Below are 12,260 nucleotides of genomic sequence, written 5' to 3'. Positions count from 1 at the left end.
CATGCCGTGGTGAACCGCGCCTGCCCGTGAGACTCTACTATTCGGATTTTTAAGATGAAACCTTCCATATTGGTGGTGGGGCTGCCGCTTATTGCGGGCGGCTGCGCATCCACTCTTCCTCCCGATGTCATTGCACCTGTGGATGTCGAGCAGACCTATTCCGTTCGGCCGCTCCAGTATCGTTCGCCCATCTCGGGATTTGTTGCCCGACAGCCGGTCGATCCCAAGCCGTGGCGACAACAGAACGAGCAGCAGTCTCCGCAAAAGGGAGACGCTTCATGACCGCAATCAGAAAGCTTCTCGCTCTCACCGCCCTGCCCCTCGTCCTCGGAGGCTGCGTGAGCAGTGCCGAGTATGCAGCGAGAGAAGCCGGTTTCGCGGCAGTTTCCGCCAAGGCCGGCGGGGTTGCCTCCAAACAGACCGTCTGGGTTCAAAACCGGCAGGAAGCCGAAGTGGCCTCCGCTCAGGTGAAGGCGCTTCTTGCGCGCGGGAAGACGCTGGACGCTGAAACGGCAGTGCAGATCGCCCTTATCAACAACAAGGGCCTGCAGGCCGCCTACGCCGATCTCGGCGAGAGTGCTGCCGACGCATGGCAGTCGACGATGCTGCTGAACCCGACGGTCTCGGTTGGCTTCTCCGGTATCGGGACGCCGGAACTGGAAGCGTTCCGGACGATCGAGGGCGCGATCACCACCAACCTCCTGGCGCTGATGACAAAGAAGCGCGATGTCGAGATTGCCAATACGCGTTTCCGCCAAGCCCAGCTGAACGCTGCGCTGCGCACGCTGCAGCTCGCAGCCGACACGCGCCGCGCCTGGATCAACGCGGTCGCCGCATGGGAGAATGTGGCACAGCTCCAGCGCGCACAGGCCGCCGCCGATGCGGCCTCCGAGCTTGCCGAAAAGCTTGGCGAGACCGGGGCGATGGCCAAGGGAGCGCAGGCTCGCGAGCATGTGTTCGCAGCCGAACTCGCCGGTGAAACCGCCAAAGCCCGCCTGGCCGCCCGCCTGGCGAAGGAAGAGCTGACAAGGCAGATGGGCCTGTGGGGCTCGGATGCCGAATTCCAGGTGCCGAACAGCCTGCCGCCCCTGCCGAAGACAACAATGAAACGCGATACGATCGAGGCGGAAGCGCTCGGCAACCGCATCGATCTTCAGGTCGCCAGGCTCGAACTGGAAGCCACCGCGCGCTCCTATGGCCTGACCGAGGCGACCCGATACGTCACCGATCTCGAAATCCTTGCCGGAGCCGAGTCCGAGAGGGAGGTCGGGGAAGACGGCGACAAGAAATGGGAGACGACGGCGGCCGGAGAGCTGGAATTCGCGATCCCGATCTTCGACACCGGCAAGGCTCGCATGCGCAAGGCCGAGCTTGGCTACATGCGTGCGGCCAATCAGCTGGCGGAGAAGGCCGTGAACGTCCGCTCGGAAGCCAGATCGGCCTATGAGGCCTATCGGTCGAATTACGACATCGCCCGCCACTACCGCAACAGCGTCGTCCCGCTCCGCACCAAGGTCGAGGAGGAATCCCTCCTCACCTACAACGGGATGATCACCAACACCTTCGAGCTGCTCACCGACACGCGGGACAAGATCAACTCCATCCTGCTCTCCGTCAACGCCAAACGAGACTTCTGGCTCGCGGACGCCAACCTCGCGCCCGCCGTCTATGGCGGCGGCACGTCTGCGGCATCGGCCGGAACCGAGGCCGCCTCGTCGTCCGAGAGCGGCGGCGGTCATTGAGAAAGGATTTTCACATGTTCAATAGAAGACAACTCTTCGGTGCCGGCGCTGCCCTGATGGCGGCCGGGGCCTGGACGAAAACATCCGCAATGGGCCTGCCGGACGCTCCGGCCATGGGCTCGGCCGACATGCAGCCGCCGCTGCATCCGACCTCCGGGCCGGACTACCAGCCGGTCGTGACGCTGAACGGCTGGACGCTTCCGCACCGGATGAACAATGGCGTCAAGGAATTCCACCTCGTCGCCGAGCCGGTGGAGCGCGAGATGGCGGACGGCATGACCGCTTACCTCTGGGGCTATAACGGGCAGTCGCCGGGACCGACGATCGAGGCTGTCGAAGGCGACCGCGTTCGCATCTTCGTCACCAACAAGCTGCCGGAACATACGACCATCCACTGGCACGGCATGATCTTGCCTTCCGGCATGGACGGCGTGGGCGGCCTGACGCAGCCTCATATCCCCGTCGGCAAGACCTTCGTCTACGAGTTCGACCTCGTGAAGTCAGGCACCTTCATGTACCACCCGCACTCCGACGAGATGGTGCAGATGGCGATGGGCATGATGGGCTTCTTCGTCATTCATCCCAAGGACCCGAAGTTCATGCGCGTCGACCGCGACTTCGTCTTCCTGCTCAACGCCTATGACATTGATCCCGGCTCATATGTGCCGCGTGTCATGGAAATGACCGACTTCAACATGTGGTGCTGGAACAGCCGGGTCTTTCCCGGCATCAGCCCGCTGGTGGTCTCGAAGAACGATCGTGTCCGGGTGCGGGTCGGCAACCTCACCATGACCAACCATCCGGTCCATATGCATGGCTACGACTTCGAAGTCACCTGCACGGACGGCGGATGGGTGCGGCCGGAAGCACGCTGGCCGGAAGTGAGCATCGACATTCCCGTCGGCGCGATGCGGGCCTACGAGTTCGACGCCAAGTATCTCGGCGACTGGGCGATCCATTGCCACAAGTCGCACCACACGATGAACGCGATGGGGCACGACATCCCGACCTTCATCGGGGCGGACAAGTCGAAACTCGCCGAAAAAATCCGCAAGCTTCAACCTGATTACATGCCGATGGGAACCAAAGGCATGGCCGATATGGGCGAAATGGAAATGCCCATTCCCGAGAACACCGTCCCCATGATGACCGGCTGGGGCCCGCACGGCCCCATCGAAATGGGCGGCATGTTCTCCGTCGTGAAAGTCCGCGAGGGTATCTCAGCGGACGATTACGCCGATCCGGGCTGGTACGAAAACCCGCCCGGCACTCAGGCCTGGGAGTGGACCGGCGAACTGCCGGACGCGACCAAGGCCAAAGACGCAAACACCACCATCACGCCGAAGCCGATGCAACACGGCTGACGCAAATCCCCAGCAACCAAAGGACCTGAAATGAAAATTTATACTCTCGCACTGGCTCTTGCGGCCATCGCCGGCCCAGCGCTCGCCTCCGGCAACCACGCCGGCGGGCACGGCGAAAAAATGGCGGTCGGCGAGCCCGGCGACAAGTCGAAGGTCACCCAGACCATTCGCGTCAGCATGAAGGAAACCGAGGACGGCAAGATGCTGTTCCAGCCCGCCGTGATCAAGGTTCGCAAGGACCAGACGGTCAAGATCTCCATCAAGAATGCCGGGCAAAGCGACCACGAATTCGTGCTCGACCAGGAAGACAAGATCCTGGAGCACAAGAAGGTCATGGAGAAATTCCCCGAGATGGAACATGCCGATGCGAACTCGCTCCGCCTGACGGCCGGCCAGTCCGGCGAGATCGTCTGGAAGTTCACCACCGGCGGCGAATTCAAGTTCGCCTGCCTGATCCCCGGCCACTACGAGGCGGGCATGCACGGCGACGTCAGCGTCGCTGCCGAATGAGACATCCCAAGAGGAAACCGAAAATGAAGACTGCAATCAAGCTCACCCTCGCCTTCATGCTGTCTGTCGGCGCCGCAGCAGGCGCAATCGCACAGGAATACACCAGGGGTGTCGTCAACAAGATCGACACCAAGGCGCAAAAGGTCACCATCAAGCACGAAGACCTGAAGAACCTTGACATGCCCGCCATGACCATGGTGTTCCGCGTCAAGGATGCCGCGATGCTCGAGAAACTGAAGGCAGGCCAGAACATCGAGTTCGTCGCCGACCGCGTCGACGGCAAGCTGACCGTGACTGAGGTCAAGTAGGCCGATCAGGCCTGGGTCCGTCGAGGACCCGGGCCGTCTCCATTCCGTTTCTACGGTGCGCCGGAGCGATTTCGGCAAAGACGCGTAGCGGTTTTGCGTCCGTCACTCCGGCAACCCCGCCAGTCGCAGGCCTTCGATGTATTTGGCCATCAGGGCCTTGTCGAGATAGGGAGCGCGGGCGCTGTAGCGCTCTATCGAGAAGTCGGGATTGATTTTCAGGAGTTCGCTCGCGGCCTGGCGTGCCTCCTCCAGCCGTCCCAATTGAGCATAGGTTGCCGCAAGCAGGCGGTAGGCAGGACCAGGCTCGGCCATTTTCTCCAGAAGAGACAGCGCCTCCAGGTACTTCCCCGAAAGAAACTTCGCTGCGGCGATATCCCAAAGATACCAGTCGGGGCGGCTCGGGTTGAGCCTGACGGCGAGTTCTCCCATCCTGATGGCATCGTCAAGACGTCCGAGATAACCGAGCGCATCGCAATATTCCGCAAGCAGGTCGCAGTTGTTGGGAGCCAGTTCCCTGGCACGCTCATAGCAGGCGACGGCCCGCTCGGCCTCCCCGCGCCAGAGATGGACGACGCCAAGCGCCCAGTGCGTATCGGAGTCGATGGGATTGAGCTTCAGGGCCTTGCCCAACAGGGCTGATGCGGTTGCGAGCGCAGTGTCAATTTCGACGATTTCGTTCCATTTGAGTTTTCTGAGCTCGATCCACGCCAGGCCGATGTAAGGCCGCGAATACTGCGGATCATCTTCGATTGCAGCAAGATACATTTCCCTCGCAAGCCGGACGTCGTCCGGGTTGGAACGCTGATGAAGATGCCGGCCCCGCAGGTACAGGTCATATGCCCTCAGCGACGTCACGGGCTTGCCCAGGACGCGCTGCCGCTCCGCCTCTTCGATCTTCACGCTGAGCGCGGCCGGAATGGAGCGGGACAGCTCGTCCTGGATGTGAAAGATGTCGACAAGGTCGAAGTCGTATTTCTCCGCCCAGATTTGCTCGCCCGAAACATTGATCAGCTTGGCATTTACCCTGACGCGATCGCCAAGCCGCCTGACACTTCCTTCAAGGATATAGGTCGGGATTGGTTCGGCCCGTTGCGGCTCCGAGGGCGGTCGCTGAACGACGACGGTCAGCCTGGAGAACCGCGCCAAGGCCGCCACGACATCCTCCGTGATCCCGGCCCCGAAATAATCCTGATCCGGATCGCCGCTCAGATTGGAGAATTTCGAAACGAAGAGCAGCGTTCTGTTCGGCGAAAACTCCCGCCCCCGATGTGTCCCGATCGGCTGCGCTGCGGGCTCGGCTGCCGGCGCAGGCTCGGGTTTCTCCGCCTTTCCGCCGTCGTCGAGATTGACGTCGAAGATGCGGATTGGCCGCCCGATGTTCTTCAGCGCGTGCTCGCCCCGATCCTCGAAGCCGATATCCAGGCGCTTGCCCAAGGTGTCGCGCACCGATGCGGATATCGCTATGCCTCCCGGCCTTGCGATACTTTCGATGCGTGCCGCCACGTTGACGCCATCGCCATAGACATCGTCATCATCGAAGAGGAGGTCGCCGATATTTATTCCGATCCGGAATTCTATCCTTCGCTCGCCGGGGAGATGCGCATTACGCCTGCGCATCTCCAGCTGTATCTCGACCGCGCATAAAACCGCCTCCTCGGCAGTCTGAAACTCGGTCAGCATTCCATCGCCAACAAGCTTGATCGTATGGCCCTGATAGGATGCGATTTTCACATCCCAGAGTTCGTGCCGGTGCAATTTCAGGGCGGAAAGCGTGCCCTTCTCGTCGACCCCCATCAGTCGACTGTAGCCGACCACGTCAGCGGCCATGATGACAGAAAGCCGTTGCTTCATCGTCGCCCCCATCCATCAGGTCAGCCAATCGCCGCCAAGATTAGCATAGACGCAATCTCGAGACACTTCCCGGTGCGCGTCCAGGAGGTCGACTTCGCTCGGATGGCTTCAGCCGCCGAGGGCGACCGCGATTGCGACCAGAAACAATCCAAGGCAGGTCATCGCCATACCTGCATAAAACGGCCGGCCACCTGAAAAACCTGCCCATGCATAACCTGTCACGAAGAGCAGAACGACCAGAAACAGGTTGCTTGCCCTGAGAGCCCGGTCAGCATTGTCGATCAGAAAGAAAGGGATGACGGCGGGAAGCGCGGTGGCCGAGACCAGCAGGAAGATTGCGACCGCAGAGCGCAGATCAGCCTTCGTCAGAGACAGTTTTACCGGCTCGGCACGACGCGTGAGCGCAAGCATCGAGCGATAAAGCGCCTCCGCATCGGCAGCCTCTGCAGAGAGCGGTGATCCTTCGACCGGAAACTCTTTTGCGATGACGGTGAGCGCGGTGGCTTCGTCCCTGGCCGCCCTGATCTGCCGAAACAGCCGAAGACGCCTGCTCCGGTAAAATGTCGTCCCCAGGATGAACAGGACAGCGTCTATGATGCCCCAGGCGACGTTGCAGCCGATTGTCGCAACGACGAGGTCGCGGACATCCAATCCTTCCTCGCCAAGCACGAGCCTCGAACCGACCGTCCACGTCAGCGCCATGATCAGCCCGAAAAGCACCTCGCCGAGCGCATCGCCGGGATCGAGGTCTGCGAAGATGGAACCCGGAGACATATTCATCGTCTGTGCCCTTGTCTCGTTCGCGGTTATTTCACTGCTCGCGAGCCCGCACGACCAGAAACGTCCGATCCCTCACGACAGCGCGAAAATCCTCACTTCCCGCCCGATGCCCTGAAGTTCCTCCATGCGGGAAACCTGGCTGATGCCGCTGTCGCGCAACATCTCCGAAACCTGCTCATTGCCGACGACCGCCTCCGTCGTCAGGATCACCTGCGGTTCGGCAAGGCCCTGCACGCGGGAGGCGATGTTGACCGTCTGGCCGAAATAGTCCTGCCGGTCGTTCATGCTGACGGCAAGGCAGGGGCCCTCGTGGATGCCGATCTTCAGGAGAAGATCCTCGCTGCCGCGTTCGGCATTCAGCCGCAGCATCGCTTCGCGCATCCTGAGTGCTGCCGCCACCGCGCGGTCCGGGCTCGGGAAGGTCGCCATCACGGCATCGCCGATAGTCTTGACGACTGCGCCGGCCTCGGTGGCGACGATCTCGTGCAGAACACGGAAATGCGTGCGCACCAGATCGAAAGCGGCGAGATCGCCGACGCGCTCGTAAAGCGCGGTCGAGCCGCGCAAGTCGGTGAAGAGGAATGTCAGGCTGGTGATCTTCAAGCGCTGGTCGACATCGAGCGTGTCGGTGCGGTAGATGTCGCGAAAACTCTGGTTCGTCAGGAGGCGCTTGGCCGTCAGGAAAGGCCGCCTGTGGCCCAGTATGTCGTGCAGCTCATCGCCTGCGATGCAGACATTCGGCAGTACGCGGCGATCGGTGTGGTTCTCCAGCGTCAGCCGCAGCAGGCCGGGGCGCAGCGTCAGCGTTTCGTTCGGCGCATGCCCCTGGCTGATGACCATCGAGAGGGCCTGGCGTTCGCCGGTCGGATCGCCTTGCACGTCGATGAACTGCGCCGAATGCGTCACCGCATCGAAGATGATGATGAATTGCGCCGGCAGCTGCAGCGAGACGAAGGCCCGCTCGCCGGGGTCCAGTTCGACCATTTCCAGCAGGATGCGCGCAAACCTTTCTTCGAGGTCATCGGGCAGGTCGACCCCGGACGAGAAGAAGATCTGCCGGTAATATTCGAGCGGCGGCAACCGGTCGGGATCGTGGGCGGCTATCCTGCGCACGCGCGGACTGACCGTGAAGGTAACCTCGACCATCTCGTCGAGCGTCGGCTCGTAGCCGGCTGCACACAGCGCGCAATGATAGGCATCCCGGTCGACGGCTTTCAGGGTGGCACCCGTATCGAGCACGCCGCCGCATCCCGGGCAGAGCACATTCCAGGTCATCTCGAAGGCGCCGATGCGGGCTGCATGCAGAAACGCTGCGATCACCTTCTCTTCATCGAGATTGTGTGCTTTGGCGAAGGCCAGCGCATTGATGCGGTTGAGCTCGCGATCCGAGCCGTGCCTGACGACATGCTCGATGCACTCGACCGTCCGCGGGTCGGCCGCCTGTCGCAAAGCGGTAAAAAGAACGTCCACTTCGCTCATGGGACAAGTCTCCGTGCACGCAACGCTACGGCGGATAATCCGTCGCAGAGCGGAATTATATCACGAAATCTCCTGATAGAAATCTGGACAGCCCGAAGTTGCATTGCGCTCGATCGAACGTCAATTTTTGTAAGTCAGTCGATCTCAGCCGCTTGCCCTACAATTGATACGGGAATAATTCCTAGGCACTTTATTGGTGACCGGGCACCCGACCAGGGAGGGACAATGCGGAAATTCAAGATTCCTCACAGCATGAGCCTTGTGATCTGGCTGGTCCTTGTTCCGGCACTGCTCTTCGGTCTCGGGCTATGGCAGGCCGAGCGCGCTGCCGAGACAGCGGCACAGTCGCAGCAACAGGCACAAGACCTCAAGGCAACGCTCGCCGAGGTCAGGAAGATCGCGGAAACAGAACCGGGAGCCATGCTGACGTTTCAGTCAGACGCGGGGCCGAGGTCGCTCTCTGCAATGGTCGCCGTACCGCAGATCGAGGCGGCACGGGACCAGGCAGAACAGGATCTCGAGATTTCATCGATCCGCCGGTCGCTCCCCTGGGGCACGATCGGTGGCGCGATCCTGGCATTCGTCAGCGGCATCCTCGGGCTTGCCACGGCGACCATCAGCGGCTTGAGGGCACGGCGATCTCAGGAGCAGTTGGTCAGGAGTTTCGGACGCTTACGCATCATTCTGCCTTTCGTCCTTGCGGCCCTTGTCATCGGATTTTGCATCGGTATCGTCTGTGCAACCGTATTCGAAGCGATCAGTATGGGCCTATGGGCGGACTTCTCGTCCGGCAGCGCCAAGCTTTTCGTCCTGGCCCTTGGCCTGGCCGGGCTTGCCGCCTACAGCGCCTTCCTTGCATTGCGCGGTCTCAGGAACGTCTTTGCGCTGTTCGCTCCCCAGCCAATGGATGTTTCCGGGCGCAGGGTGGAAGAAACCGATGCACCGGGGCTTTTCCGCTTCGTCCGCGATCTCGCCGACCGGCAGAAAGCCGTGCGGCCGGACACTGTTGTCGTCGGTCTCACCAACGGTTTCTTCGTCACCGAAAGCGAATTGCGGCTTTGGCCGGAAGACGAAGTCATCGGCGGGCGAACACTCTACCTGCCCGCTCCCTATCTCGACCTGCTCGACGAGCCGGAGGTCGCGGCGATCATCGGTCACGAATTGGCGCATTTTTCCGGCAAGGACACGCTCTACAGCCAAAGGTTCACACCGATCTATGCCGGTCTCTGGCGATCGCTTTCAGCTCTGCAGCGCGGCGACGGCGGCAGCTTCGTCCTGTATCCGGCAGCCATGCTGGGCTTTCATGCCCTCCAGCAGTTCGACCATGCGGTAAACCATTGGAGCCGCATTCGCGAGTTCGATGCGGACCGAAGCGGCGCGCAGTCCAGCTCCGTCGTCGGCGCGGCCTCTGCCCTCATCAGAACCGGGCTGATCCCTCCCGCCCTCGATCACGTCTTCAGCCTCGTCGCCAATCGAGCGCTGGCTGTGGAAAATTCGGAGCCTGAGCCTGACCTGGTTGCCAAGACCTCGGATCTCGTTCGTCTCCATGGCTGGTCCGATCCGGTCTCCCTGCTCGAAGATCGGCAGCCGCATCCGACCGATACGCATCCACCGACCATCCAGCGCATTCAGGCAATGGGGCTCACGGTCGACAAACGGCTGCTTGACCTCGCCACGCGCGCTCCAAAACCAGCCGGCCTCACATTCGCCTTCGAGCTCTTTTCGGATTGGAAAGCGCTTTGCAGCCAGCTGAGCGGCGATTACCTGGACCAGGTGCGCGACCTGCGCACGGCTCGCCAGCAGGCGCTCGAAGAACTCGCCGCCGCGGCGCCGGGCGAAACGATCCTCTACGATAACGTCAAGCCGATGATCTGGACGATGGCGATCGTCGCAGCCATCTTTGCAGGGTTCGGAGTGATGGTTACGGTCTTTGCGGCGGAGCTCGGCTTTGCGCAGGATTATTTCGCCAGGACACTGCTATCCGGTATCGCCGCAGCCGGCGTCATCGGCTGCGGCCTTTACGCGCTCTATCTTCACAAATCGGCAGCTCAACCCCTCATGGTCCTGACGCCGGCGGAGTTGCGGGCCTCGATGCTCGACGGGCCGGTTGCCTGGACCGATGTCGCCGCCCATCAGGTATTTGCCTCGAGCCGGTTTGCGCTGCGCCTTTGGCTGGCCCCGTCTGCCTCGCTTCCCGCAAAGAAGTGGCGAGCGCTTTACAGCAAGATCGACCGCAAACAACGCGTCGTTACCATCGGGGCAATGGGCATCCGCGGTATGAAGGCCACGGAATTCAGCGCGCTCGTCGAACGTTACCATAACGCAGCTCACGCGCTGAAGGAGCTTTCCGAGTTCTCGTGAAGTCAGCAAAATGCGCAGCGGTTTCGCGTGCGGAATTGTGTGAAAACAAGGAGATAGAGCATTTCCGTGATTTGAGGAAAAACGGAAATGCTCTAGACGTTTGGCTGGACCCGTTGGACTGGGTCACTCCGGATCAGAGAAAAGAGATAACAAAATTGCAGCAGCGAAACTCACTGAAGGTCGTAGCCACCCTGGCGGTCGTCGCATCCCTGTGGTGCGCGCCGCCTCTGCAGGCGCAGGAACCGGCGGGTGGCCTGACGTGGTCCAAGGATCCGGCCAGCCATTGCGAATTCGTGTCTCCTGTGTCCCTGACGACGGGCCCAACATACTGGACCGGCGCATGCCCGGGAAATAAGGCTTCCGGATCGGGAATGCTGCGTCGCCGCGATGGCGATCGCGCCGGCCCCGCTTTCTACGGGGAAATGCAAGCCGGAGTGCCCGTCATCGGCGTGATCGACAACGAAGGCTATCGTGTCGGCGGCTTCAAGGACGGCGATATCGGCAGCGATGCGGAACTGGAACCTCAGGTCAGGCTGGACGCGTTCCGCGCAGCAGCAAAGGCCGCGCGGGAAGTTGCCGGGCTATACGCCAAACAGGGGAATGCAGCCTCGTCCCGTCACTACGAAACCATCGCGCAGCAGCTGGATATGCAGATCGAATGATGGTCCGACACGGCGGTTCTGCGGATTGCGATCCGCTTCGCGCCGCTTTCTCACATCTCTTCCGTAAACGTCTCCACCGTTATCCCGAACACGGTGATCCGGTGCCACTCGCTGCGGCTGGAAACCATGGTTTCCTTCGAGACCATGGAGATCAAAAAGTCACGGCCCATTGAATCACGGAACTGGCTGGCGGGAGAATCCCATAGGCAGCAGGAGCGTTTGAGGCGGTTCAAACCCACAGTCTTGATGAGATAGGCTTCGGTGGCAGCCGCATCCCGGCCGGATACGCGATATGTCGCCTCAAGCGGTTTGCCCTGCCGATCCGGGGCGTAGCTGCACCCGGCAAATTCTACATGATCGGGCTTCTTCTGCATCTGCGCCAGAAAATCGCCGCAACCCTGCGCCGTCACCAGGATGGGAGCGGACGCTGCCATCAGCGGCGGCGCAAAGGCGTTGCACAACGACCATATGGCAACAAGACAAGCGGCGAACTTCATATCCAACCTCGACTGCGCCGCCTGGACGCTCTTATGCGCGGCATGGATTCTTTATAGCGAATAATCAACTTCGGGACAGATACGCCAGTCAGGGTGCGTACCTGCTGAACACGAAGTCGCGGTCCTTGACGATCGAGTGGCAGGAAAAGCATGCTTCGGGCATTGCCGTGGTCGAGGGTTTATAGTCGTCAAATTCGACATATCCCCAGCCGCCGGTCGAAGCATATTTCTTTGCGTCCTTGATCATGAACTGCACACCATTCTTGGGCGACCCGGCGACGAATGACTGGGGAGCGCCGAAGGCTTCCTTGCTTTCTTCCAACGGGTGATAGTCCCACGCCAGGCGGGCAATGATGGTGCCGTCAGGATAGGTAGCGGCCCCTTCCCGGAAGGCTTTGATCGCAATATCGTTGCCCAGGATGGCTCTGAGATCGTTGAGCTTACCCTCTTCGTGCGCCACGGCGATGACCGGCCAGTCGCGGTAGCCGCCAGGCATTTCAGTCAGGACCGGGGTGCGCCCCTTATCGGTCTCTCCGGACGCACTGGCATTGTAACCGATCAAGCCGGTAACCAAACCAACCGTCAACGACACCACGATAATCTTCTTCATCGAAATACTCTCCGCCATCAGGTTCACGCGGCGATCCTGGCAGATATTCCGACAGGCGAAACCATACTTTGATATGGTAGAAACGGTTCCGCGACA

The 12,260-nt window shown here is 61.1% G+C and carries 12 protein-coding genes; 7 read left to right on the top strand and 5 right to left on the bottom strand.

Annotated features, from left to right (window positions below):
• The first annotated feature begins 54 nt into the window (after positions 1-54).
• The 5 genes from AB4Z13_RS00290 to AB4Z13_RS00270 are packed head-to-tail and all read left to right on the top strand — an operon-like array spanning position 55 to position 3,924.
• The gene (locus AB4Z13_RS00290; RefSeq protein WP_310386442.1) at positions 55-282 is read left to right on the top strand and encodes a hypothetical protein; all 228 of its coding nucleotides are present in this window, start codon (positions 55-57) and stop codon (positions 280-282) included.
• A complete protein-coding gene (locus AB4Z13_RS00285; RefSeq protein ID WP_442205429.1) occupies positions 279-1,742 on the top strand; it encodes a TolC family protein in 1,464 nt (487 codons plus the stop codon). The genes AB4Z13_RS00290 and AB4Z13_RS00285 overlap by 4 nt, the downstream gene beginning before the upstream one ends.
• 14 nt (positions 1,743-1,756) lie before the next feature.
• On the top strand, positions 1,757-3,106 hold the full coding sequence (locus AB4Z13_RS00280) for a multicopper oxidase family protein (protein ID WP_442205428.1): 1,350 nt from the start codon (positions 1,757-1,759) through the stop codon (positions 3,104-3,106).
• Between the two features lie 30 nt (positions 3,107-3,136).
• Complete coding sequence (locus AB4Z13_RS00275; protein WP_442205427.1) at positions 3,137-3,616, top strand: cupredoxin domain-containing protein; 480 nt, start codon at positions 3,137-3,139, stop codon at positions 3,614-3,616.
• Positions 3,617-3,639: 23 nt separating this feature from the next.
• Positions 3,640-3,924 carry a copper-binding protein gene (locus tag AB4Z13_RS00270; protein ID WP_442205426.1) on the top strand — a complete coding sequence of 95 codons (285 nt, stop codon included), beginning with the start codon at positions 3,640-3,642 and terminating at the stop codon, positions 3,922-3,924.
• 102 nt (positions 3,925-4,026) lie between these two features.
• On the opposite strand, the gene AB4Z13_RS00265 is transcribed toward AB4Z13_RS00270, so the two are convergent.
• From AB4Z13_RS00265 to AB4Z13_RS00255, 3 genes are all read right to left on the bottom strand, one after another.
• On the bottom strand, positions 4,027-5,775 hold the full coding sequence (locus AB4Z13_RS00265; protein ID WP_442205425.1) for an adenylate/guanylate cyclase domain-containing protein: 1,749 nt from the start codon (positions 5,773-5,775) through the stop codon (positions 4,027-4,029).
• A 108-nt stretch (positions 5,776-5,883) separates the two neighbouring features.
• Positions 5,884-6,555, bottom strand: coding sequence for a VIT1/CCC1 transporter family protein (locus AB4Z13_RS00260; protein ID WP_439015593.1), 672 nt, complete (start codon positions 6,553-6,555; stop codon positions 5,884-5,886).
• 72 nt (positions 6,556-6,627) lie between these two features.
• Positions 6,628-8,034, bottom strand: coding sequence for an adenylate/guanylate cyclase domain-containing protein (locus tag AB4Z13_RS00255; RefSeq protein WP_442205424.1), 1,407 nt, complete (start codon positions 8,032-8,034; stop codon positions 6,628-6,630).
• Positions 8,035-8,259: 225 nt separating this feature from the next.
• Here AB4Z13_RS00255 and AB4Z13_RS00250 point away from each other — a divergent pair, with 225 nt between their 5' ends.
• Both AB4Z13_RS00250 and AB4Z13_RS00245 read left to right on the top strand, forming a co-directional pair.
• Entirely contained in the window at positions 8,260-10,395 is a 2,136-nt protein-coding gene (locus AB4Z13_RS00250) for a M48 family metallopeptidase (RefSeq protein WP_442205423.1), read from the top strand.
• 155 nt (positions 10,396-10,550) lie between these two features.
• Positions 10,551-11,057 carry a hypothetical protein gene (locus tag AB4Z13_RS00245; RefSeq protein WP_442205890.1) on the top strand — a complete coding sequence of 169 codons (507 nt, stop codon included), beginning with the start codon at positions 10,551-10,553 and terminating at the stop codon, positions 11,055-11,057.
• A gap of 50 nt (positions 11,058-11,107) precedes the next feature.
• Here AB4Z13_RS00245 and AB4Z13_RS00240 read toward each other — a convergent pair whose 3' ends face one another.
• A complete protein-coding gene (locus tag AB4Z13_RS00240) occupies positions 11,108-11,554 on the bottom strand; it encodes a DUF4952 domain-containing protein (RefSeq protein ID WP_442205422.1) in 447 nt (148 codons plus the stop codon).
• Between the two features lie 88 nt (positions 11,555-11,642).
• Positions 11,643-12,164 (bottom strand): cytochrome P460 family protein, encoded by a 522-nt coding sequence (locus AB4Z13_RS00235; RefSeq protein ID WP_442205421.1) that lies wholly within the window; start codon positions 12,162-12,164, stop codon positions 11,643-11,645.
• Positions 12,165-12,260 lie beyond the last annotated feature (96 nt).

This window comes from Rhizobium sp. YAF28, from assembly GCF_052113285.1.
In the GTDB taxonomy this organism is placed as follows: domain Bacteria; phylum Pseudomonadota; class Alphaproteobacteria; order Rhizobiales; family Rhizobiaceae; genus Rhizobium.
Note: the sequence above shows the minus strand (reverse complement) of the source record. Positions and strands in the feature narration are given on the sequence as shown.